Below are 23,509 nucleotides of genomic sequence, written 5' to 3'. Positions count from 1 at the left end.
GGCCGACCCTGATGCCCGGATCGGCCGCCCGTGTGACCATCGATGGCATGCCGGAAGCCGCAGCAGCGCCCCTCGCCGAACCGCGGCCTCCGCGCAAGCTCTACCGCAGCAGTGACGGACGCTGGCTCGGGGGCGTGGCGCGGGGGCTCGCCGGGCACCTCGGGCTGCCCGTCATCTGGGTGCGGCTCGTCTTCGTCGGCCTGTTCATGGCGGACGGCCTCGGCGCCCTGCTGTACGCCGCGTTCTGGTTCTTCGTACCGCTCGGCGTCGGCGGCGTCGGCGCCCAGCGCACGTCCCCGTTCACCACCGAGACCGCGGCCGACGGCCGCCGCAGACTCGTCGCCCGCAAACCGGACAAGGGGCAGATCGTCGCGCTGCTCCTCATGGTCGTGGTGGCCGTGGTCTTCGTCGGCAGCGTGGACGTCGGCAACGGCGCCAAGGCCTACCTCCTGCCCGCCGTGCTCGTCGGCGCGGGCGTCGCCCTCGTCTGGCGCCAGGCGGACAACGCGCGCCGGGCCCGCTGGATGGAGGTCGGCCGCCGCAGGCGCACCCTGACCCTGCTGCGCGCCGCCGCCGGCGTCGTCCTGGTCACGACCGGCGTCTCCGGCATCTTCGTGCTCCAGGGCTCCGCCGCCCACCTCGGCTCGATCCTCCAGGCCGCACTCGCCGTCCTCGTGGGGATAACGCTCCTCGCGGGCCCGTACCTCGTGCGGATGACCCAGGACCTCTCCGAGGAGCGGCTGATGCGCATCCGCGCCCAGGAGCGCGCCGAGGTCGCCGCCCATGTGCACGACTCGGTGCTGCACACCCTGACCCTGATCCAGCGCAACGCGGAGAACGCGGGCGAGGTCCGCCGCCTCGCCCGCGCCCAGGAACGCGACCTGCGCACCTGGCTGTACAAACCCGAGGGCACCGGCAAGGACGAGGCGGACGAACCGACGCACCTCGCCGACGCCGTCCGGCGCAACGCGGCGGAGGTCGAGGACAAGCACGGCGTCCCCATCGAAGTCGTCGTCGTCGGCGACTGCCCCCTCGACGAGAAGACCGCCGCACAGATGCAGGCCGCGCGCGAGGCGATGGTGAACGCCGCCAAGTACGGTGGCGAGGGCGGCGCCGTGCAGGTCTACGCGGAGGTGGAGGGAAGGACCGTCTTCGTCTCCGTCCGGGACCGCGGCCCTGGCTTCGACCTGGACGCGATACCCGCCGACCGCATGGGCGTCAGAGAATCGATCATCGGCCGCATGGAGCGCAACGGCGGCACGGCCCGGCTGCGGGCGGTGCCCGACGGCGGCACGGAGGTCGAGCTGGAGATGGAGAGGGCGGAGAAGACGTCATGAGCGACCCGACCGAGGCGAGCGAGCCCGTGGAGTCCACCGGGGGGAGCGCGGGGGAGCGGCGGGTGCGCGTGGTCCTCGTCGACGACCACCGCATGTTCCGTACCGGCGTCCAGGCCGAGATCGGCCGGACCGAGGAGACCGGCGTCGAGGTCGTCGGTGAGGCCGCCGACGTCGACCAGGCGGTCACGGTCATCACCGCGACCCGTCCCGAGGTCGTCCTCCTGGACGTGCACCTGCCCGGGGGAGGCGGCGTCGAAGTGCTGCGGCGCTGCGCCCCGTTGATGGCGGACGCCGAGCGGCCCGTCCGCTTCCTCGCGCTGTCCGTCTCGGACGCCGCCGAGGACGTCATCGGCGTGATCCGGGGCGGTGCGCGCGGCTACGTCACCAAGACGATCACCGGGACCGATCTGGTCGACTCGATCTTCCGCGTCCAGGACGGCGACGCGGTGTTCTCGCCGCGGCTCGCCGGCTTCGTCCTGGACGCCTTCGCGTCGACGGACGCGCCGCCCGTCGACGAGGACCTGGACCGGCTCACCCAGCGCGAGCGGGAGGTCCTGCGGCTGATCGCGCGCGGGTACGCGTACAAGGAGATAGCGAAGCAGCTGTTCATCTCGGTGAAGACGGTCGAGTCCCATGTCTCGGCGGTGCTGCGCAAGCTCCAACTGTCCAACCGGCACGAGCTGACCCGCTGGGCGACGGCCCGGCGGCTGGTCTGACCCCGGCCCCGTCCTCACGCCACGCGGGTGGCCCCCGCGAACGGCATCTCGTCGACCGGGGCCACCCGCACCGGCGCGGACGGGTTGGGGGCGTGGATCATCTGCCCGTTGCCGATGTAGAGGCCGACGTGGCTGATGCCGGAGTAGAAGAACACCAGGTCCCCAGGGAGCAGTTCGGAGCGGGAGACCCTGCGGCCCGCGCCGATCTGGCTGTAGGTCGTCCGGGGCAGGGAGACACCGGCCGCGCGATAGGCGGCCTGCGTCAGGCCCGAGCAGTCGAAGGCGTTCGGACCGGTCGCCCCCCACACATAGGGGCTGCCGAGCTTGGTGTAGGCGTACGACACGGCCGCCGCGGCCCGTGCGTTGGGGGCCTGCGCCGCCGCCGACCCGGGGGCGGCGAGGGCGGTGCGGTCTCCGGAGGCGGAGCGGTCGGCCCGCCCATCCAGGGCGCGTTCACCGCCGGACAGCCGCGCCAGCTGCGCGCGGGCCCCGTCCAGCTTCCCGGTGATCGTCTTCTTGTGCCGCCGCAGCTCCGCCTGGCGTGACGTCAGCGACTTCAGCTCGACGCGTGCGGCGCCGCGCAATTGCTCGATCTCACGCAGCTCCCGCCGGACCTCGGCGACGGACGCCGCCTGCCGGTGGCCGGCGCGCTCGGCGAACTCCGCGCCGTCGAGATAGCGGTCCGGGTCGGAGGAGAGGGCGAGCTGGAACGCCGGGTCCACGCCGCCGTCGCGGTACTGGGCCGCCGCCATCGAACCCAGGGCCTCCCGGGCCGCGTTGAGCTTCTGCGTCTTGCGCGCGGCCTCGTCCTGCAGGGTGCGGATCCGCTTGCGGGCCGCCTCGGCCTTCTCCTGCGCTCCGTTGTACTTCTCGGTGGCGACCTCCGCCTCCTGGTACAGCTTGTCCACCTTCGCCTTGACCTGCGCCGGGGTCAGCTGAGGCTCCGCGTGCCCGGTCCCGTCGAACCCCGTGGCCGTCGCCGCGCCCGCCAGCGCGATCGTCCAGGCCGTCCGCGCCGTGCGGGCCGCGCCGCCTGCGGTCGTTCTCGAGCGGGGTTTCCGGTGCGCTGCCACGTGGACTGCACGTCCTTCCGTACGGGGGGACTCGCTCGTCCGGCGGCGACCCGCACAGGGGGAGCGGACCGCCGCCGGACCTTTTCTCGGCGGTGGTGACCGACGGCCGCCCCTGGCCCGGGCGGCGGTGGGGAGCCGGTCACCTGGGGGAGGACGCTAAACCGCTGTGTGTCGAGTCGGTAACGCGTTGTGCGGAAGTGCCGGGAGAGGACCGGGCGTGACCGTAAGTGAGCGGGACGCCGAAGAGACGGCGTCTTGTTCACGCTGTGTGGTGACCGATGTACGGGTTCGGCGGGCGAGGGGCGGAGCGGGGTGCTATGAGGCGCATATATGCACCGACGGCCGGGGCCCGCGCACCCGCGCGGCCGGGATCGCCCACCCCCGCGGCCGGGCCCGGATCGGTCGCGCACCCGGTGACGGCACCGGGCGGGCCGGTCGTTAGGCTCCGGCCCCATGGACGTACTCATCCACCTCTTCGTGGGCCTGCACATCGTCGGGATCGCCGCGCTGCTCGGCGGTTTCCTCACCCAGATGAAGGCGATGGGCCGGGGCACCGCGCGGTTCGTGCCGGGGATGCTGCACGGCGCGCTGACCATGCTGGTCACCGGGGTGATCCTGGTCGGCCTGAACCAGGCGGACGACCAGTCGGTGAACAACGTCAAGATCGGTGTGAAGCTGGCGCTGCTCGTCGTGATCCTCGGACTCGTCTACGTGAAGCGGGACGAGGAGAAGGTGGACGCGAAGCTGTTCGGCCTGGTGGGTCTGCTGACCCTGGCCAACGTCTTCATCGCCGTGCTCTGGACGTGACACCGGCCCGGGGACCGGCCGCGAGGTGGTGGCGTACGGCGCCCGCGGCGACCGCCAGCCACACCGCCACCGCGATCCACAGCAGGACCTCGCCGGCGACCTCCAGCCACGGGACGTCCAGGGTGGAGGAGACCGAGAGCGTCGCCGCCGCCGACATGCCCAGCGGGAAGACGGTCGACCAGCGGCGCACGTCGTAACGCGTCCTCGGCCGGGCGATCTCGGCGACCAGCAGGACGACGTACCAGGCCAGGTCCAGGGCGACGAGGGCGTAGGTCACCGTGCGCAGCGCGTCGAAGTCGTCGTCGTTCCACAGGAACGGGACGGGCCCGTCGGCCGCGAGGAGCCGGGCGCCGGCCAGCGCCGAGATGGCGAGCGCGCCGCCCGCCACCCAGTGGTCGCCGTGCCCCCGGACGACCTCCCGGCGGTCGAAGCGGGTCAGGGCCACGGCGTACAGGAGCAGGCCGAGCCAGAACAGCACCAGGGCCGCGTGCGCGAGCCAGGCCGCCTCCGCCGTGGCGGCCAGCGTGGCCGCGAGGACGGCCAGCCCCTGCGTGGCCACGCAGCCGAGGAAGACGGACCCGGGCATCCCCGGCCGCCAGTGGCGTACGACGACGTACAGCAGGCCCGGCCAGAGCACGAAGGCGAGGGCCAGCAGCGCCTCGGCGAGAGTCTGCCGGCCGGCCGCGGCGAAGCGGGTGCCCAGGACCGCGGTCGCGGCGACGGCGCAGAGCGAGGCCGGGGTGACCGCCGCCCTCACCCACGCGGACCGGTGCCACAGGAGCCGGGCGACGAAGTCGCAGGCGAGCGCGAGCCAGGCGACACACGCCAGGACGAGGGCGATCCGGGACAGGATCGTGTGGCCCGTCTGGTGCAGGGCCACCGAGAGGATGCCGGTGGCCATGACCGAGGCCCCGGCGGCGGGGGGACGGCGCGCCCACCGGACGGGCAGGGGGGACGCGGACGCGGGTGTGGCGGCGGGCATGGGCCGATGCTAAGGAGCACGGCACCGGCGTGCGGGTGGAGGCGCGCGCGGGGGGTGGGTGAATCGACGGCCCGTCCGGCGAGTGAACGCCTCGGCGAGTTCGGCGACGGGCTCCTCGTGGAGGAGGTGCACCGTCCCGCGTCGCTGTCGCCGTCCACCCTCAGGCCGGTGGGGTCCGTCCGTTCCCGCCGTTCGTCACGCCGGGCGGACCACGCTGTGGATCGCCGACTCGCCGTCGTAGTAGATCGACTCCTCGCGGACGTACGCGCCGGGCTTCGGCGCGTGGATCATCATGCCGTTGCCGATGTAGAGGCCCACGTGCGTGACGTCGTCGTAGAAGAAGACCAGGTCGCCGGGCTGGGCACTGGACACGGGGACCGTCGTGCCCGCCTCGACCTGGTCGTAGGTGACGCGCGGGATGTCGACGCCGGCGGCCTTCCAGGCGGCCTGGGTGAGGCCGGAGCAGTCGTAGGAGTCGGGGCCGGTGGCGCCCCAGACGTACGGCTTGCCGATCTGGGTGCGGGCGAAGGTCAGCGCCTTCTCGGCCTTCGTGGCGTACGACCCGTCCGGGGCGGTGCCGCCCTGCTCCTGCCCGCCCTGTTCCTGCCGCTGTGCGGCCGCCTCGCGCTCGCGCTCGGCCTCCGCCTTCTGCTGCCGGGCCAGCTCCTCGGCCTTGCGGTCGGCCTCTTCCTGCTTGCGCTTCTCGATCGCGGCGAGGCGGGCCTTCTCCTGCGCGGTCAGCTCGGAGAGCAGTTGACGCGCGTCCGCGAGCTTCTTCTGGACGGTCGCCTTGGCGGTCCGCAGGTTCTTCTGCGACGCGGTGAGCGTCTCGAGGCTCCGCGTGGCCTCCTGCCGCTTCTTCATCGTCGCGGACTGCTCGGTGAAGTACTCGTCCACGGACTGCTTCTGACGTCCCGTCATACGGTTCATCAGCTGGGACTGGTCGAAGTAGTCCTGGGGGGTGTCCGCGAGGAGGAACGTCGTGGTGTCCGGGGCGGCGGCGCCCGTGCGGTACTGGGCGGCGGCGTTGCGGCCCAGCTCCTCGCGCGCGTCGTTGAGCTTCTGCGTGCGCCGCGCGACGTCGTCGAGGAGGGTGTCGACGCGCTTGCGCTGCTTGGTCGTCTTCTCCTTGGCCGCGTTGTACTTCTCGGTGGCGGACTCCGCCTGGCGGTAGAGGTCGTCGACCTTCTTCTCGACCTCTTCGAGGCTCGGGCGGTCGTCGGCGGACGGGCTCGCCTGGGCCGTCTGGGACAGCAGGGCCACGGAGGTGAGGGCCGCGGTGGCCAGCGCGGGGGTCCGTATGCCTGCCACGCGCGTGCCGGAGGGACGCGACTTGCGGTGCGACGCCAAGGGAGGCGACTCCTTCCACGCTCCGCCTGCCGAGTTAGCTGTCGGGTTCGGGCGGGTGGTTCGGAAGGGTTGCCCTACGGCCGCTCCCAGGACGGGAGGTCGGGCCGATTCACCCCAAGTTCGGTGGGTCCCCGGCTCCGGACGCACCGGACTCGGCGGAGGCCGTGCGGCCCGGCGTCGTTCGCCGGTGGGGGTCGTACGGCCTGCCCGGCACGGTAGCCAACTGGTGTGGCCGCTGTGAAGGTTGATGTGCGATATGCCCGATACATTTTCGTGACCTTCGGTCAGGGGAGCGGGTGGAGGGGGAGCGGGCGGGTGACTGATGCCGTTCCGGTGCGGTTGGTGTTGTCTGTCCTTTTCAGGCAAGGATCACGCGCTTCATCCGACCGGTGTGTGACGTGATGGGGTGACTTCGTACGGTGACCGGGCGGTCGGGGTGCCGGACCGGGCGGTGTGATGTTCTCGAGGCGGCGGCCGGTTGTCGGTGGGGCCGCCTAGACTCGGAGAGCGATGAGCAGCCTCTTTGACGACAGCTTCCTGGCGGACCTCCAGGCCCCACGGGCCCACGGGGAAGAGCCCCCGCCACCGCCCGAGGACGATCACACTCCGGAGTCGCTTCCGGACGATCTGTTCGGCGGGAAGTTCGACGTGCCCCCGGACCGCGACGCCTACTACCGCGACGGCGCCCCGCGCCCGGCCCTCGACGCCGCCGCGCTGCTGGAGGGGCTCAACGAGAACCAGCGTGCGGCCGTCGTCCACTCCGGCACCCCGCTGCTCATCGTGGCCGGAGCCGGATCCGGCAAGACGCGTGTCCTCACGCACCGCATCGCCTACCTGCTCGGCGAGCGGAACGTGCACCCCGGCCAGATCCTGGCGATCACCTTCACCAACAAGGCCGCCGGCGAGATGAAGGAGCGCGTCGAGCAGCTCGTCGGACCGCGCGCGAACGCGATGTGGGTGATGACCTTCCACAGCGCCTGCGTCCGCATCCTGCGCCGCGAGAGCAAGAAGCTCGGGTTCACCTCGTCGTTCTCGATCTACGACGCCGCCGACAGCAAGCGCCTGATGGCGCTCGTGTGCCGGGACCTCGACCTCGACCCGAAGCGGTTCCCGCCCAAGTCGTTCAGCGCCAAGATCAGCAACCTGAAGAACGAGCTGATCGACGAGGAGGACTTCGCCGCCCAGGCCACCGACGGCTTCGAGAAGACCCTCGCCCAGGCGTACGCGCTCTACCAGTCGCGGCTGCGGGAGGCCAACGCCCTCGACTTCGACGACCTGATCATGACGACGGTCAATCTGCTGCGCGCCTTCCCCGACGTCGCGGAGCACTACCGCCGCCGGTTCCGGCATGTGCTGGTGGACGAGTACCAGGACACCAACCACGCGCAGTACGCCCTGGTCCGCGAGCTGGTCGGCACCTCCGAGCACCCCGTAGACGTACCGCCCGAGGCCGAGGTCCCGCCCGCCGAGCTGTGCGTGGTGGGTGACGCCGACCAGTCGATCTACGCCTTCCGGGGCGCCACCATCCGCAACATCCTCCAGTTCGAGGAGGACTACCCGGACGCGACGACGATCCTGCTGGAGCAGAACTACCGCTCCACGCAGACCATCCTCAGCGCCGCCAACGCCGTCATCGAGCGCAACGAGTCCCGCCGGCCCAAGAACCTGTGGACCAACGCGGGCGCCGGCGCGCGCATCACCGGCTACGTCGCGGACACCGAGCACGACGAGGCGCAGTTCGTCGCCGACGAGATAGACCGTCTGACCGACGCCGGGGAGGCGAAGGCCGGCGACGTGGCCGTCTTCTACCGGACGAACGCCCAGTCCCGTGTCTTCGAGGAAGTCTTCATCCGCGTCGGGCTGCCCTACAAGGTCGTCGGCGGTGTGCGCTTCTACGAGCGCAAGGAGGTCCGGGACGTCCTGGCCTACCTGCGGGTCCTGGCCAACCCCGAGGACTCCGTCCCGCTGCGCCGCATCCTGAACGTCCCCAAGCGCGGCATCGGCGAGCGCGCCGAGGCCATGATCGACGCCCTGTCGCAGCGGGAGAAGATCAGCTTCCCGCAGGCCCTGCGGCGCGTCGACGAGGCGTACGGTATGGCCGCGCGGTCGACGAACGCCGTGAAGCGGTTCAACGCGCTGATGGAGGAGCTCCGCACGATCGTCGAGTCCGGCGCGGGCCCCGCGACGGTCCTGGAGGCCGTGCTGGAACGGACCGGCTACCTCGCCGAGTTGCAGTCCTCCACCGACCCGCAGGACGAGACCCGCATCGAGAACCTCCAGGAACTCGCGGCTGTCGCCCTGGAGTTCGAGCAGGAGGCGGCCGAGGGCGAGGAGTCCGGCGGGCTCGCCGCCTTCCTGGAGCGGGTCGCGCTCGTCGCCGACTCCGACCAGATCCCGGACGAGGAGGAGGACGGCTCCGGGGTCATCACCCTGATGACCCTCCACACCGCCAAGGGCCTGGAGTTCCCGGTCGTCTTCCTCACCGGCATGGAGGACGGCGTCTTCCCGCACATGCGCGCCCTCGGCCAGGCCAAGGAGCTGGAGGAGGAGCGGCGGCTCGCGTACGTCGGCATCACGCGTGCGCGGGAGCGGCTGTACCTGACGCGCTCGGCGATGCGCAGCGCCTGGGGGCAGCCGTCGTACAACCCACCCTCCCGGTTCCTGGAGGAGATCCCGCCCGCGCACGTGGACTGGAAGCGCAAGGGCGGGAGTTCGCCCCTGTCGTCCGGTCCCGCCTCCGGTGTGGCGGCGTCGCTGTCCTCGTCCCGTTCGCGCTCCTCGGCGTCGGGCGCGTCCGGCTTCGCCACGCGGCGCACCTCGGAGAAGCCGATCCCGCAGCTGGCGGTCGGGGACCGGGTCACCCACGACCAGTTCGGCCTCGGCACCGTGATGGCCGTGAAGGGCACGGGCGCGAACGCCGAGGCGACGATCGACTTCGGCGACACCAAGCCGAAGCGGCTGTTGCTGCGGTACGCGCCGGTGGAGAAGCTCTAGGGGGTGTCTTGGAAGACGGCCCCCGTAGCCGGAAGGCGCGGGGGCCGTGTCTGCTTCTGCTTCGCCGAGCGGGCGGCTACGTGGGGTCCAGGCCGTGGCTGCGCAGCCAGGACAGGGGGTCTATCGCCGAACCCCCGCCGGGCCGGACCTCGAAGTGCAGGTGCGGGCCCGTGGAGTTGCCCGAGTTGCCGGAGTACGCGATCGGGTCGCCGGCCTTGACGGTCGTACCGGAGGCGACGCGGTAGGTGGAGAGGTGGCAGTACCACGTCTCCGTACCGTCCTTCGCGGTCACGATCATCATGTTGCCGTAGGCGCTGTTCCACTGCGTGCGGACGGTGCCGTCGGTCGCGGCCAGCACCGTGGTGCCGTACGAGACCGGGAAGTCGATGCCCGAGTGGACCGACATCCAGTTGATGCCGGCCTGGCCGAAGTAGGCGCTGAGGCCGTGCTGCGCGACGGGGATCGCGAACTTCGGGCGCAGCCGCTCCTTGCGGGCCGCCTCCTCGGCGGCCTTCCGCTTCTCGGCCGCCTGCTGGGCCTTGAGGTCGATGCGCTCCTGCGTCCGGCTGGCGCGGTCGGCGAAGTCGTCGGCGCCGGCGGAGAGGCTCTCGAGCTGGCTGTCCAGCTTGTTGTTCGCCGCGGACGGCTTCACCGCGTCGCCCTCGGCGGCCAGCGTGGTGGGTTCCTTCTCGTCGGTGAAGTCACCGACGGACGCGGCGGCGATGCCCGCCACACCCATCACACACGCCGACGGCACGGCGATCGTCAGCAGCGCCGAGCGCTTGGGAGGCGTACGGCGGCGGGAGCGCGCCCCGCCGCGGGAGGCGGCACGCGGCGCGGGGGCCGGAGTGATCTCCTCCTGGTCGTCCAGAAGCGGTTCGACGACGGGGAGTTGGCCTGTCGAGGCCGGGTCGGAGGCGTCCTGGACCGGCTCGTCGTAGCCGGTCTCGTTCTCGTACGCCGCCGGGTCCTGGTACGTGGCCTGCTCGTCGTAGGCGGCCGGGTCGTAGGACGCGTGCTCGACCGGCTCGAAGTGCGCGGTCGTCTGCTGGTCGAAGGATTCTGCTGCCGGCTCGTACGCGTCGGCGGCCGGAGCGGCGCCGCCGTCGGAGTTCCACTGGGTGGCGTCGTACGCGCCGGTGTCATAGGTCTGCGTGCCCCACTCCCACTGCTGCGTGGGGTCGGCCGGGGCGGCGCCGGACGGGTCGGGCTGGAGCCACGCGTGCGCGTCCCACTGCCCGGACGCGTCATGGCCGTTGGCCTGCTGCGGGACGAAGTCGAGACGCTCGTGCTCGGCGGTCCAGGCGCCGGTGTCGTACGCGCCGGTGCCGTACGCGGTGTGCTGCTGATCGCCCGCGTAGGTGTCGTACTGCGTGGAGTGGGTACCGGTGGACCACTGCGTGGCGTCGTAGGCGCCCGTGCCGTCACCGGGGAGGCTGCCGAAGAGAGGATCCGCGTCGAACGTCGTGGTCGCGTGGCCGGCGGCATAGCCGGTGGCGTCGTAGGTGCCGTACGCGCTCGCGTCACCGTAGGGGGCTTCCTGAGCGCCGTACGACGCGTAGTGCGCCGAGGCGGCATCGGAGGCCGAGACCGGGGAGGTCATGGTCCCCGACGGGTGACGATCGTTCACCAACTTCTCTCTCGCCTCGACAACAGGGGCTGCCAGAGCAGTGCGGCGACTGTACCCGGCGGTACGCGGGCGCGACAATCTTCGGCAGGTTTTAGGCGCGCAGGAAACGGGCATTCGGCCGTGTTTTGGCGGTCAGTGGGCGCGACTTTGGCCTTGTGTTCGAAGGGTGTTCGAGGCTGAGTGGGTGTTCCGGGGGCCGTTGGGCGGTCCCGGGACGGCTGGGGCGGACGCCGCCGTTCCACGCAGCGTGACCGGCCGGCGCCGGACCGCTCACGCCACCGTCAGACCACCGGCCTCCCGGGGCGTCCCCGCGTCCGTGTGGGCGGTGTCCAGGGCCTGCCGTATGCCCGTCGCCACGGCCGGGTGGACCGGCAGCGCGAGATGGCCGATGCCCGTGACGAGCACGTTCTGCGCCATCAGGTCGGGATGGTCGATGCGGGCCGTCTCCAGCGGGACCATCAGATGGTCCAGGTCGCTCCAGAAACTCACGAAGTGCGTACGGCAGCCGGGAGCGGGCCGGGCCAGCTCCTCGAGGACGGCCGAACCGGGCCGCATCTGACGCACGACCGGATGTGCGTTGGCCAGCGGGACCACGCTGGTGCCGGAGTGCGGTGTGCCGAGCGTGACCAGCGTGCGGACCCGGAGGTCGCCGCCGAGACACTGCACGTAGTAGCGCGCGATCAGCCCGCCGAGGCTGTGCCCCACGATGTCGACCCGGCTGCTGCCGGTGCGCTCGCAGATGCCCTCGATGTGCCGGCCGAGCAACTCGGCGGCGGTGCGGATGTCGCAGGTCAGCGGGGAGTAGTTGAGCGACTCGACCTGGTGCCTGCCGTGCTGGGCGAGACTGCGGCGCAGCAGGACGAACACCGAGCGGTTGTCGATGAAGCCGTGCAGCAGGACGACGGGTGGGGTCACCTCGGCCGGTAGCTGGGCGGTGTCCCGCGCGGGGAGCGTGCCGGGTGAGCGGCGCTCCTGGGCGATGCCCGAGGGATACAGCAGGACATGGCCGGCCAGGATCGCGATCTCCAGGGCGGTCGCCTTCAGCAGGGTGAGGGAGAGGCCGGCGAGCCCGCTGGGGAGCAGGCGTCGGCAGAGCGGGGAAAAGGGGAGTGCCCTGGTGACCTTCATGGCCGACCTCCTTGTGGCACGCAGGAGACGGCTCCGGCCCCCGTGTGCCCTCGTGGGAAGTCGCGGCGGAGGCGGCCGGCGGGTGGTCAGCGGTAGGGGAGCGGGGTGAGCGAGGCGTGAGAGGTGCGCCGGCCCGGGCGGCCGTGCGGCGCCGATGACCTGAGGGGGCTTGCCGCCGGTGGGGCGACGAGCTCCCTCTGTCGTGCCTTACCTGCCCTGTGTGCCCTTCGTGCCACCGCCGACGTGTCGCATCACCAACGGCGCGCCGTCCGGTGGCGCGGTGGTGCGACGACCTCGTTGCGGCTCCTTGTGCGCGGGGTCCCGTCCGCGACGCGCGCACCGCTCATGGACGCGGCGCGTGTGCCGCGATGAGTGGAACCTGCGCGGCGAACGTGTCCCACGTGTGATTTCCCCCTCGGTCAGCACCGCGAAACTGCCGGTTGCGGGATGCTGGAGATAACGTGCGTTCACTTCCGGGCGGTGTGGCCCGGGCGTCCGTGCGGTCGTCGCACGTCCGGCGCGGAGCGTGCCGGAGCGGGTGACGGACAGTGCGATACGTGCACCATGTATGACATGTAGGCCGAGCACGGCATACCTCATACATGAGCGGTACGTGTCGGTACGGATGGATGTAGTCGCTTCATGGAGGCAGTGATGGGTGTGGCAGCCGGTCCGATCCGCGTGGTGGTCGCCAAGCCGGGGCTCGACGGCCACGATCGCGGGGCGAAGGTGATCGCGCGGGCGCTGCGCGACGCCGGTATGGAGGTCATCTACACCGGCCTCCACCAGACCCCGGAACAGATCGTCGACACGGCGATCCAGGAGGACGCCGACGCGATCGGCCTGTCCATCCTCTCCGGCGCCCACAACACGCTGTTCGCCGCGGTGATCGACCTGCTCAAGGAGCGCGAGGCGGAGGACATCCTCGTCTTCGGCGGCGGCATCATCCCGGAGGCCGACATCGCCCCGCTGAAGGAGAAGGGCGTCGCGGAGATCTTCACCCCGGGCGCCACGACGCAGTCGATCGTGGACTGGGTCCGCGAGAACGTACGGCAGCCTGCGGGGGCGTAGGCGTAGGCGTAGGCGTAGGCGTAGGCGCCGGCCCGGGGTGGGCTGGGCGCCGGCCGGGCGTGGCCGTCGCCAGGGGTGACAGTGCCCTGGGACGGACCGCGACGCTGGTCGTCCTGCCCAGGGCCGGTCCCTCGGCCCGGTTCGGGCCCGCGTGGTCCAGGCCCGGCCGCCTCCCCTCCATCTCCTCGCCGCCTCCCCGGGCCCGCGTCCCGTCGGCCCGGGCCGCCCGCGCCCAGGTGTCCTCAGCCCTGGGACGGCTCCCTGCCGTCCAGTTCGGCGATCATCGTGGCGCGTAGCCGCAGCGTCGTGACCAGGCGCTGGAAGGACTCCGCCCAGTAGCCCGTCGCTCCGGGGGACGCGTCCTCCGGTTCGTCCGGTATCGCCAGGAGGCCGTCGAGGCGGGCCGCCTCCGACGGGTCGAGGCAGCGCTCGGCCAGGCCCATCACCCCACTGAACGACCACGGGTAACTCCCCGCGTCCCGCGCGATGTTGAGCGCGTCGACCACCGCGCGTCCGAGTGGCCCGCTCCACGGCACCGCGCACACGCCCAGCAACTGGAACGCCTCCGACAGACCGTGCGTCGCGATGAAGCCGGCCACCCACTCCGACCGTTCGCCCGCGTCGAGCGTGGCCAGGAGCTTCGCGCGCTCCGCCAGGGACACCGCTCCCGGACCGCCCGCCTCGGGTGCCGCCGGTGAGCCGAGCAGCGCCCGCGCCCACGCGGCGTCCCGCTGCCGTACCGCCGCCCGGCACCAGGCCGCGTGCAGCTCGCCCTGCCAGTCGTCCGCCACCGGCAGGGCGACGATCTGCTCCGGTGTCCGCCCGCCGAGCCGCCCCGCCCAGGCGTCCAGCGGGGCCGCCTCCACCAACTGACCGAACCACCACGACCGTTCACCCCGGCCCGTCGGAGCCTTGGCCACCACGCCGTCGCGCTCCATGGCCGCGTCGCACTCGTGCGGTGCCTCCACGGTGAGGGTCGGCGTGTCCCCGGTGTGGTCCACGGCCACGCACGCCCCGGCCCGGACCGCCATCCTGGCCGCGAGTGCCGAGCCCGGCCGGGCCGACAGCAACTCGGCCGCCGTGGAACGGACGTTGCGGCTGCGGTCGCCGAGCGCCTGCTCCAGGAACGGCTCGTCCTGCGGGCCCAGCCCGGTGCGCAGCGAGTCCAGGAACATCAGCCGGTCCTCGGCCCGCTCCGTCGCCCACGTCGTGGTCAGCAGCTCGCGCGCGGCCGACGGCTCCCGCGCGCGGATCGCGGCGAGCAGGGCGACGCGCTCGGCGAACAGCCCCTCCTGCCACAACTGCTCCACCTGCGCCGGGTCTTCCAATGACGGCAGCGTGGTGCCCCCGCCGGGCGCCGTGCGCAGCGCGAACCGCCAGTCCGGGTTCAGCCGGGCCAGCCACACCGCGCGCGGGCCCGCGAAGGTCAGGGCCGCCGGCCGCAGATCCGTGCGTCCCCGGGCGGCGTCCAGCAAGGCGGGCAGCGCCTGCGCGGGTGGGGCGAAGCCCCGCTCGTTGGCCGCGGCCAGCCACTGCGGCAGCAGCTCCATGAGGTCCGGTGCCGAGCCCCGGCGGCCACCGCCCGCACCCGGTCGGTCCGCCAGCAGCAGCGCCAGCCGGCGGGCCGCCGCCGGAGGAAGCGCCGGACGCGGATCCTCGGGGGCGGGCTTCGGGCGCTCCGCAGCGCGCGCCGGACGCAGTCCGGCCCGTCTGCGGACGGTCTCCACCGCCGCCCGGTCCAGCAGTGCGACCGGAGCCTCCGGGCCGGGCGGGCAGCCCGGCGGGGTGCGCCGGTCCGTGCCGAGCAACGCCGCCGTGACGAGCTCCTCCCAGGCGTCCGGCGCCGGGGAGTCCACGGGAAGGGAAGGGCTGTTCATGTCGTTCGACCCTCTCTGCCGATGCCGATGCCGATGCCGTGGCCGATGCCGTGGCCGTCGCCATGGGCGTGGCCGTCGTACTGGAGGCCGACGGGGCGTGATGGGCGCGCGCCGTGGGACGGGCGCCGTCCGGCCGTCACCACAGGCGCACCGCCTCTCCGATCCCTTCCGCCCAGGCCGTGAGCGGTGTGAAACCTCGGTGGCCGCACTCGCCGAACACCGTGACCGGTGACCCGCCCGACAGCGCGACCAGCCGCCACAGCCCGGGCCGGGAACGGGCGGCCGCGGTGAGCGGCAGCGCCGAGTCCGCGTTGGCGTCCGCCAGTTGCCACCCGTCGCCGTCCGGGACGGGCACCACCCGGTCCAGGGTGACCGGCACCGAGTCCAGCCACGGGTCGTGGCGCAGCGCTTCGCCGTACCGGGCGGCCGCCTCCACCGTCGTCACCCCGGGCGGCCGGACCTCCGTGGGCGCCGGCGGCGCGAACTGCTCGCCCAGGGCCGCCCGCACCTGCCCGGCGCCCCCGTACGCCGCCACCTCCGCGTCGAGCGCGAGTCCCACCGGCAGCGACAGTTCCGGGGCGCGGCCCGCCGCACCGTAGGAGAGAAGGAGGGCCGTGCGGCCCGAGTCGGCGCCGTGCAGCCAGATCCGGCGCGTCGTCAGTTTCACGTCCGCCGTGTCGTACTGGGCGAGCACCAGCCACCGGTCCCGCACCGGCGGACCGTCCGCCGAGGACGGCAGGCCGATCCGGGAGCGGACCGTCTCCGCCAGCTCGTCGGACAGGCGCTCACGGCCCAGCCAGCCCTGGTCGAGAAGGTGCACCAGCGCGCACTCCTCCAGCAGCCGCACCGGCCAACCGGGACCCGACGCCGGTATCGCACCCAGCTCCCGCACCCGCGCGGCCAGCCCCGGCGCCTGGGCGTCGACCATCCGGGCGGCCGTCTCCTCCCACAGCCCGTACCCCGCCTGCTCCGCGCCCGCGAGCCCGCCGCGCAGCAGGTCGGCGAGCCGCTGCTCCAGCTCCGTCGCCCCCGCGGTGACCCGCAGCGCCCGGCGCTCGGCCCTGCGCCGGGCCGCCTCCGGATCGGCGGCGGCCGCGGACGAGCCCGCGGGGCCCGCCGCCCGCTTCTCCTGGGCGCGCTGCCGCCGGCCCGCCAGCCACTGCTCAGCCCAGTCCGGCGCCTGCCCGTCCGGCACGGCCCCGTCCCCGCCGGCCCAGAGCAGCAGCAGCCCGAGCGCGTGCTTGCACGGGAACTTGCGGCTGGGACAACTGCACTTGTACGCGGGGCCGGACGCGTCCGCGAGGTCGATCACCGTCTGATACGGCTTGCTGCCACTGCCCTTGCACAGTCCCCACACCGTCCCCTCGTCGGAACTCCCCGCCTCGGACCACGGCCCGGCCGCCCCGAGTTTGCTTCCCGCTTTGCGTGATGCGGCGTCAGGTGCCAGTGCCAGCACCTGGTCCGCGGTCCAGCGGACCCCCTGCTGAGTCATGTCTCCGACGGTAGATCCCGCCACTGACAATCGGTCTGGCGCAGCGGCCGGTGATCGCGTTCTCGCAGGTCAGGACGCGTTGTCAGTGGGGTGGTGCAGGGTGGGACCCAGATCCGAACCGGCTGAGCTGGAGGGGGACTTTGCCATGACTGTGTCCGTTGAGCCGACGTCCGTCGACACGGGGGCGACGGAGGAGGCCCAGGCGTTGCGACCGCACGCCGAGGACGCCTTCGCCCACGAACTGGCCGCGCTGGCCGCGCAGGACGACCGTCCGCGCCCGGCCCGCTGGAAGCTGTCGCCGTGGGCCGTGGCCACCTATCTGCTCGGCGGCACCCTCCCGGACGGCACGGTGATCACCCCGAAGTACGTGGGCCCGCGCCGCATCGTCGAGGTCGCCGTCACCACGCTCGCCACGGACCGCGCCCTGCTCCTGCTCGGCGTGCCCGGCACCGCGAAGACCTGGGTCTCCGAGCATCTGGCCGCCGCGGTCAGCGGCGACTCGACGCTGCTCGTACAGGGCACGGCCGGCACCCCGGAGGAGGCGATCCGCTACGGCTGGAACTACGCGCGGCTGCTCGCGCACGGCCCCAGCCGGGACGCGCTGGTGCCCAGCCCGGTGATGCGGGCCATGGCCGAGGGGATGACGGCGCGGGTCGAGGAGCTGACCCGCATCCCGGCGGACGTGCAGGACACCCTGATCACGATCCTGTCGGAGAAGACCCTGCCCATACCGGAGCTGGGGCAGGAGGTGCAGGCCGTCCGCGGGTTCAACCTGATCGCCACCGCCAACGACCGGGACCGCGGGGTCAACGACCTGTCGAGCGCGCTGCGCCGCCGTTTCAACACGGTCGTGCTGCCGCTGCCGGAGAGCGCCGACGCCGAGGTGGACATCGTGTCCCGCCGCGTCGACCAGATCGGACGCTCCCTCGATCTGCCGGCGTCGCCCGACGGCATCGACGAGATCCGCCGGGTGGTCACCGTGTTCCGTGAGCTGCGTGACGGGGTCACGGCCGACGGCCGGACGAAGCTGAAGTCGCCGAGCGGCACGCTCTCGACGGCCGAGGCGATCTCCGTCGTCACCAACGGCCTCGCCCTGGCCGCCCACTTCGGCGACGGCGTGCTGCGGCCGGGGGACGTCGCCGCGGGCATCCTCGGCGCCGTCGTCCGCGATCCGGCCGCCGACCGGGTCATCTGGCAGGAGTACCTGGAGGCGGTCGTCCGGGAGCGGGACGGCTGGACGGACTTCTACCGCGCCTGCCGGGAGGTGAGCGCGTGAGCGACGACCTCGGATGGGGTCGCCCCGGCGGAGGGCCGAAGCCGGGCGGGGGATCGAAGCCGGGCGGCGCGTCCGGCCGGCCGGGGCCCGGCGGCCGCCGGGCGACGCGAGGGACGACGCCGCGAGCCGCACAGCCCGGCTGAGCGGCGAGGGGGCGGGGCGCGGTGTGAACGGGGGACAGACGGTGCACGGAGCGAGGGGGTCGAAGTGACAGGCGTTGAGGAGACCACGAGCGACGGCGTGCGGGCGGGTTCCGGAGCCCGGCCCGCCGGGCCGCTGCTGCTCGGGGTGCGGCACCACGGGCCGGGTTCGGCGCGGGCGGTCCGCGCGGCCCTGGACGCGGCGCGGCCGCGCACCGTGCTGATCGAGGGGCCGCCCGAGGCCGACGCCCTGGTGCCGCTCGCCGGGGACGAGGCCATGCGGCCGCCGGTCGCCCTCCTCGCCCACGCCGTGGACGAGCCCGGCCGCTCGGCGTTCTGGCCGCTCGCCGAGTTCTCACCGGAGTGGGTGGCCCTCCGCTGGGCCCTGGAGCACCAGGTCCCGGCCCGCTTCATCGACCTGCCCGCCACGCACACCCTGGCGTGGCACAGGGACGGCGAAACGGAGCCCGAAGCGACTGCCCGGCAGGAAGGCCAGGAGGGCACGGAGGACACGGAGGCCGCCGCCGGGGACACCGCGGCCGACGTCCGCGTCGATCCCCTCGCCGTGCTCGCCGAGACCGCCGGCTACGACGATCCCGAGCGCTGGTGGGAGGACGTCGTCGAGCACCGGGGCACGGCCGGCGGGGACGTGTTCGCGCCCTTCCAGGGGCTGGAGGAGGCCATGGCCGCCCTGCGGGAGGTGTACGGAAGCGGCGGACACGACCGTGATCTGGTGCGCGAGGCGTACATGCGCCTCCAGGTGCGCGCCGCCCAGCGCGAGTTCGGGGACGACGTGGCCGTCGTGTGCGGGGCGTGGCATGTGCCCGCGCTGCGGCGGAAGAGCACGGTCACCGCCGACAAGGCGCTGCTGAAGGGGCTGCCCAAGGTCAAGGCCGAGATGACCTGGGTGCCGTGGACGCACCGCAGGCTGGCCCGCGCCAGCGGCTACGGCGCGGGCATCGACTCGCCGGGGTGGTACGGGCATCTGTTCGGCGCGCCCGACCGGCCCGTCGAGCGCTGGATGACGAAGGTGGCCGGACTGCTGCGCGAGGAGGACCGCATCGTCTCCTCGGCGCACGTCATCGAGGCGGTCCGCCTCGCGGAGACGCTGGCGGCGATGCGCGGCCGCCCGCTGCCGGGGCTGAGCGAGACCACCGACGCGATCCGCGCGGTGATGTGCGAGGGCTCCGACGTGCCGCTGGAGCTGATCCGGGACCGGCTGGTCGTCGGCGATGTGCTGGGGGAGGTGCCGGAGGCGGCCCCGGCCGTGCCGCTCCAGCGGGACCTGGACCGGATCCAGCGCCGGCTGCGGCTCAGGCCGGAGGCGCTCGAGCGGGAGCTGGAACTCGACCTGCGCAAGGAGAACGACGCCGAGCGCAGCAGGCTGTTGCACCGGCTGCGGCTGCTCGGTGTGGCGTGGGGCGAGCCGGCCGCGTCGCGGGGAAGCACCGGGACCTTCCGGGAGACATGGCGGCTGCGCTGGGAGCCGGAGCTGGCGGTGCGGGTCGCCGAGGCCGGCGTGTGGGGGACCACGGTGCTCGCCGCGGCCACCGCCAAGGCGGAGGCCGACGCGGTCGCCGCGCAAGGGCTCGCCGACGTCACGGCGCTCGCGGAGCGCTGCCTGCTGGCGGACCTGCCGGACGCGCTGCCGGTGGTGATGGGCGTCCTGGCCGACCGGGCGGCACTCGACGCGGACGTCGGGCATCTCGCGCAGGCCCTGCCGGCGCTGGTGCGCTCCCTGCGGTACGGCGACGTCCGCGGCACCGACACCGGCGCGCTCGCGGAGGTGGCGGCCGGACTCGCCGAGCGTGTCTTCGTCGGCCTCCCCCCGGCCTGCGTCGGCCTCGACACCGATGCGGCGGACGAGATGCGGCGCCATGTGGACGCGGTGCACGGGGCCCTGGGGCTGCTCGGGGACGCGGTGACCGGGATGCGGCCGCGCTGGCACGGGGTGCTGCGGGTGCTGTGCGGCCGGGACACCGTGCCCGGCGTCATCAGGGGCCGCGCGGTGCGGTTGCTCCTGGACGACGGGGAGCTGCGGCAGGAGGACGCCGCGCGGCTGATGGGGCTGGCGTTGTCGCCGGGGACTCCGCCGGGGGACGCGGCGGCGTGGATCGAGGGTTTCGTCGGCGGGGGGTCCGGCGGCGGGATGCTCCTGGTGCACGACGAGCGGCTGCTCGGCCTGGTCGACACCTGGCTGACGGGCGTGCCGGCGGAGGCGTTCACCGACGTGCTGCCGCTGCTGCGGCGCACCTTCTCGGCGTACGAGCCGGGCGTCCGGCGCACGCTCGGCGAGCTGGTCCGGCGCGGACCGGGGGAGCGGCAGGGCGTGGGCACCTCCGGGGGCGGCATACCCGGCTTCGCCGACGAGCTGGATCTCGAGCGGGCGGACGCGGTGGTGCCGGTCGTACGCCTGCTGCTGGGACTGGACGGGACGGAGGACGGGGCCGCCGGGCGCGGCCGCCCCGCCGCCGGTGACCTGGTGGGGGCGACGGGATGACGACCGAGGGACTGCTGGAGCGCGGGGAGCACGCCGGCCCCGGGACGACGAGTGCGGCGCGGCTGCCGCGCCGGACCCCGGCCCAGGGAAGGGCGGCGGCGCCCCGGACGGTGCTGGTGATGCCGCTGTGGGAGCGTCGGCACCACGAGGGGGCGCGGCGATGAGGCAGGTGCCGGCGCACGGGGTGCATGGGGGGCGTGGCGGTGACGCAGGGGGCGGCGCGCAGGGGCTGCGAGAGGGCGTGACGGTGACGCAGCGGGCGGCACGCAGGGGCCGCGAGGGGAGCACGCGGACGAACCGGTGGCGGGAACGATGTCGAAGGGGGACACGCTGATGACGACCGAACTGAGGGACCCGGCGAGCGAGCGGCTGCGCCGCTGGCGGCTGGTGCTGGGCGGGGACGACGCCGACGGCACCGGTTGCGCGCTCTCCGGCAAGGACGCCGCGATGGACGGAGCGCTCACCGCGCTCTACGGCAGAGGAGACAAGAAGCAGACGGGCAAGGACCGCTCCGCGGGGCTCGGCGCGTCGGCACCGTCCGTGGCCCGCTGGCTGGGCGACATCCGGACCTACTTCCCGTCCTCCGTCGTCCAGGTCATGCAGCGCGACGCCATCGACCGGCTCGGTCTGTCCACGCTCCTGCTGGAACCGGAGATGCTGGAGGCGGTCGAGGCCGACGTGCACCTCGTCGGCACGCTCCTCTCGCTCAACCGGGCCATGCCGGAGACCACGAAGGAGACGGCCCGGGCCGTCGTGCGCAAGGTCGTCGAGGACCTGGAGAAGCGGCTCGCCACCCGCACCCGCGCGACCCTCACCGGCGCCCTCGACCGCAGCGCCCGGATCAACCGGCCCCGCCACCACGACATCGACTGGAACCGGACGATCGCGGCCAACCTCAAGCACTATCTGCCCGAGTACCGCACGATCGTGCCGGAGCGGCTCATCGGCTACGGGCGGGCCTCGCAGTCGGTGAAGAAGGAGGTCGTCCTCTGCATCGACCAGTCCGGGTCGATGGCGGCGTCCGTGGTGTACGCGTCGGTGTTCGGGGCCGTGCTGGCGTCCATGCGGTCCATCGACACCCGGCTCGTCGTCTTCGACACGGCGGTGGTCGACCTGACCGACCAGCTGGACGATCCCGTCGACGTCCTCTTCGGCACCCAGCTCGGCGGCGGCACGGACATCAACCGGGCGCTCGCCTACTGCCAGTCGCAGATCACCCGGCCCGCCGAGACGGTGGTGGTGCTGATCAGCGACCTGTACGAGGGCGGCATACGCGACGAGATGCTCAAGCGGGTCGCGGCGATGAAGGCGTCGGGGGTGCAGTTCGTGGCGCTGCTGGCGCTGTCCGACGAAGGGGCGCCCGCCTACGACCGTGAACACGCGGCGGCGCTCGCGGCGTTGGGCGCGCCGGCCTTCGCCTGCACGCCCGACCTGTTCCCGGAGGTGATGGCGGCGGCCATCGAGAAGCGTGCGATCCCGGTGCCGGACACCCCCTGACGGGTCGTCATCGGCGAGATGGCGGGCCGTCACCGGCGGGACCGCGGGCCGCCGCTCGTGGACTCCGGGCAGCAAAACGGACATGCGCGCCCATCGGTCACCGAGGGCTTGCGCGACCTCGGGAGGGGCGTGCGAGGATCGGCGTTCCGCCAGCGGTGTGGCGTGTTCCGTAAGCGCATACACCCGGCGTCCCCTGTCCTTCGCCCACCCCCACGGGAGGACCGCCACCGTGTCCCGGCCCGCCGCCTCACCGGGTGCCGCACCGCGCGTGCTCCAGTTGGTGCTGCTCGTCGGGGGCCTGTTCGTGCTCGGCCTCCTCTGCGGGGAGCGGGCCGACGCGGCGGAGGGTGCGGGCGGCGACAAGGTGACGCTGCCGGTGGTGAGCCGGGAGGTGGCTCCGCCCGCGACTTCGGTGGCGTCGCCCGTGCGCGACCTCGTCAGGACCGTGACCGAGGACGTGACGCGGACGGTCGAGCAAACGGTCTCCGGTGTACTCACCGAGGTGCGGAAGGAGCTGCCCCCGCCGCCTGCCCTCCCGGTCACGTCACCGACGCCCGCACCGACACCGCCCGGGACACCGGACTGGCCCGGTGTGGAGGTGCCCGGCCTGCCGGACCCGCCCACGGCCGAACCGCCCAGCCTGCCCGCTCTCCCCGACAACCCCGGCAACCCCGGCAACCCCGACCGTCCCGATGTCCCGGACCGGCCGGCACCGCCCGCCCCCGAAGAGACCGCCCCGGAGCACAAGCCCGCCGCGGAGGAGCCGGGGGACCAGCGGGACCGCACGGGACGTACCGGCGAGGGATCGCCCGGTGTGTACGGCCCCTGGGGCGACCCGCACGGCGCCCAGTCACTCGCCGCCCGCGTCCGGACCGGCGCGGACGAGATGGCGTCCGGCGCCATGGACGCCGTCGCCGCGCAGCCGGACGCACGGTTCGGATACGGCCCCGTGCGGCAGGGACCGGCGGATCACCCGGCCGGGGTGCCGGGCAGCCGCTCGAGCGGCGACAACAACGGTCCCCGGTGCGCGGACGCCCACGCGGTGTCCGTGGAGTACGGCCGGGTTCCGGTGCGACTGGTGCCCGGCGCCGCCGTCCGGGCGGAGGCGGACGAGACACGGGACCGGTACGGGGACGTACCGGTGTCGCCCGCCTAGCCGACGCCGTACGGCCTGCCGGTCTGCCCGGGCCCACCCGGTCGCCGAGCGGCTCGCTGCCGCGGCGCGCCGCGTCACAGCTCGCGGCTCCCGGCCTGCGGCCCGTGGTACCGCGTCGACGGCACCGCAGCCCCGTGGCCCCGATCGCCGCCCGGCACGACCCCGCCCGCGCTCCCGCCCCGCGCTACCGGCGACGACGCCACCGTGAGGCGCCCGTGCCCCGGCGTCAGGCCCACACCGGCAGCACCCAGGCCGTGGGCCGGCGCCCCGGCCGGCACGAGCGCCCCGGTCGGCGCCGGCGCACGGCCCGCACAGCCTGCGCAGCACCCCCCGGCGCAACCCCCGGCGTCATCAAGAACGCCGGCCATCCGACTCGCGGGTGGACGGACCCGGACGGCCGAAAGCCGTCGGTCGTTCGGGTCCGGGCCCCGCGGACCGGCCGGGGGGTTGAGCCCATGTGGGGGGTGTAGCCCCCCCGCGGCG

At 73.6% G+C, this 23,509-nt stretch carries 17 protein-coding genes and 1 riboswitch; of the genes, 10 read left to right on the top strand and 7 right to left on the bottom strand.

Translation table 11 applies throughout. From position 1 onward, the window contains the following. Window positions 1-47: 47 nt before the first annotated feature. Both ACFV46_RS02885 and ACFV46_RS02880 read left to right on the top strand, forming a co-directional pair. On the top strand, window positions 48-1,337 hold the full coding sequence (locus tag ACFV46_RS02885) for a PspC domain-containing protein (RefSeq protein ID WP_376729474.1): 1,290 nt from the start codon (window positions 48-50) through the stop codon (window positions 1,335-1,337). After that, the gene (locus ACFV46_RS02880) at window positions 1,334-2,053 is read left to right on the top strand and encodes a response regulator transcription factor (protein ID WP_055625215.1); all 720 of its coding nucleotides are present in this window, start codon (window positions 1,334-1,336) and stop codon (window positions 2,051-2,053) included. The genes ACFV46_RS02885 and ACFV46_RS02880 overlap by 4 nt, the downstream gene beginning before the upstream one ends. Window positions 2,054-2,067: 14 nt before the next feature. Here the strand turns inward: ACFV46_RS02880 and ACFV46_RS02875 are convergent, their stop codons facing one another. After that, the gene (locus ACFV46_RS02875; protein ID WP_385496819.1) at window positions 2,068-3,126 is read right to left on the bottom strand and encodes an NlpC/P60 family protein; all 1,059 of its coding nucleotides are present in this window, start codon (window positions 3,124-3,126) and stop codon (window positions 2,068-2,070) included. Window positions 3,127-3,579: 453 nt separating this feature from the next. On the opposite strand from ACFV46_RS02875, the gene ACFV46_RS02870 reads away from it, so the two are divergent. After that, the gene (locus ACFV46_RS02870) at window positions 3,580-3,933 is read left to right on the top strand and encodes a hypothetical protein (RefSeq protein ID WP_361925770.1); all 354 of its coding nucleotides are present in this window, start codon (window positions 3,580-3,582) and stop codon (window positions 3,931-3,933) included. On the opposite strand, the gene ACFV46_RS02865 is transcribed toward ACFV46_RS02870, so the two are convergent. Together ACFV46_RS02865 and ACFV46_RS02860 are read right to left on the bottom strand one after the other, a co-directional pair. Continuing rightward, window positions 3,911-4,915, bottom strand: a complete 1,005-nt coding sequence (locus ACFV46_RS02865) for a tellurite resistance/C4-dicarboxylate transporter family protein (RefSeq protein ID WP_376729475.1) — start codon at window positions 4,913-4,915, stop codon at window positions 3,911-3,913. The two genes, ACFV46_RS02870 and ACFV46_RS02865, sit on opposite strands and share 23 nt — an antisense overlap. 195 nt (window positions 4,916-5,110) lie before the next feature. Next, complete coding sequence (locus ACFV46_RS02860; RefSeq protein ID WP_376729476.1) at window positions 5,111-6,265, bottom strand: NlpC/P60 family protein; 1,155 nt, start codon at window positions 6,263-6,265, stop codon at window positions 5,111-5,113. 7 nt (window positions 6,266-6,272) lie between these two features. Next, window positions 6,273-6,433: riboswitch (cyclic di-AMP (ydaO/yuaA leader) on the bottom strand. Window positions 6,434-6,775: 342 nt separating this feature from the next. On the opposite strand from ACFV46_RS02860, the gene pcrA reads away from it, so the two are divergent. After that, window positions 6,776-9,259 carry a DNA helicase PcrA gene (pcrA, locus tag ACFV46_RS02855; RefSeq protein ID WP_361925776.1) on the top strand — a complete coding sequence of 828 codons (2,484 nt, stop codon included), beginning with the start codon at window positions 6,776-6,778 and terminating at the stop codon, window positions 9,257-9,259. 76 nt (window positions 9,260-9,335) lie between these two features. On the opposite strand, the gene ACFV46_RS02850 is transcribed toward pcrA, so the two are convergent. Then, window positions 9,336-10,889, bottom strand: a complete 1,554-nt coding sequence (locus tag ACFV46_RS02850) for a M23 family metallopeptidase (RefSeq protein WP_385496817.1) — start codon at window positions 10,887-10,889, stop codon at window positions 9,336-9,338. Window positions 10,890-11,159: 270 nt separating this feature from the next. Then, on the bottom strand, window positions 11,160-12,017 hold the full coding sequence (locus ACFV46_RS02845; protein WP_385496815.1) for an esterase/lipase family protein: 858 nt from the start codon (window positions 12,015-12,017) through the stop codon (window positions 11,160-11,162). A 654-nt stretch (window positions 12,018-12,671) separates the two neighbouring features. Between ACFV46_RS02845 and ACFV46_RS02840 the strand changes: the two genes are divergently transcribed. Continuing rightward, the gene (locus ACFV46_RS02840) at window positions 12,672-13,088 is read left to right on the top strand and encodes a cobalamin B12-binding domain-containing protein (RefSeq protein WP_062663918.1); all 417 of its coding nucleotides are present in this window, start codon (window positions 12,672-12,674) and stop codon (window positions 13,086-13,088) included. A gap of 242 nt (window positions 13,089-13,330) precedes the next feature. On the opposite strand, the gene ACFV46_RS02835 is transcribed toward ACFV46_RS02840, so the two are convergent. Continuing rightward, window positions 13,331-14,965 (bottom strand): DUF5691 domain-containing protein, encoded by a 1,635-nt coding sequence (locus ACFV46_RS02835; protein WP_385496814.1) that lies wholly within the window; start codon window positions 14,963-14,965, stop codon window positions 13,331-13,333. Between the two features lie 136 nt (window positions 14,966-15,101). Continuing rightward, window positions 15,102-16,457, bottom strand: coding sequence for an SWIM zinc finger family protein (locus ACFV46_RS02830; protein WP_385496812.1), 1,356 nt, complete (start codon window positions 16,455-16,457; stop codon window positions 15,102-15,104). A gap of 145 nt (window positions 16,458-16,602) precedes the next feature. On the opposite strand from ACFV46_RS02830, the gene ACFV46_RS02825 reads away from it, so the two are divergent. The 5 genes from ACFV46_RS02825 to ACFV46_RS02805 all read left to right on the top strand — a co-directional run bounded on the left by ACFV46_RS02825 (window position 16,603) and on the right by ACFV46_RS02805 (window position 23,026). Then, window positions 16,603-17,733, top strand: a complete 1,131-nt coding sequence (locus ACFV46_RS02825) for an AAA family ATPase (RefSeq protein ID WP_361925784.1) — start codon at window positions 16,603-16,605, stop codon at window positions 17,731-17,733. A gap of 207 nt (window positions 17,734-17,940) precedes the next feature. Continuing rightward, entirely contained in the window at window positions 17,941-20,373 is a 2,433-nt protein-coding gene (locus ACFV46_RS02820) for a DUF5682 family protein (protein ID WP_385496811.1), read from the top strand. Then, a complete protein-coding gene (locus ACFV46_RS02815) occupies window positions 20,370-20,537 on the top strand; it encodes a hypothetical protein (RefSeq protein ID WP_385496810.1) in 168 nt (55 codons plus the stop codon). The genes ACFV46_RS02820 and ACFV46_RS02815 overlap by 4 nt, the downstream gene beginning before the upstream one ends. 169 nt (window positions 20,538-20,706) lie before the next feature. Further along, a complete protein-coding gene (locus ACFV46_RS02810; RefSeq protein ID WP_385496809.1) occupies window positions 20,707-21,870 on the top strand; it encodes a VWA domain-containing protein in 1,164 nt (387 codons plus the stop codon). A gap of 229 nt (window positions 21,871-22,099) precedes the next feature. After that, complete coding sequence (locus ACFV46_RS02805; RefSeq protein ID WP_385496808.1) at window positions 22,100-23,026, top strand: hypothetical protein; 927 nt, start codon at window positions 22,100-22,102, stop codon at window positions 23,024-23,026. Window positions 23,027-23,509: the final 483 nt, after the last annotated feature.

The organism is Streptomyces sp. NPDC059852 (assembly GCF_042731455.1).
In the GTDB taxonomy this organism is placed as follows: Bacteria; Actinomycetota; Actinomycetes; order Streptomycetales; family Streptomycetaceae; genus Streptomyces.
The sequence above is the reverse complement of the archived record's forward strand: the minus strand, read 5'-3'. Positions and strand labels throughout refer to the sequence as shown.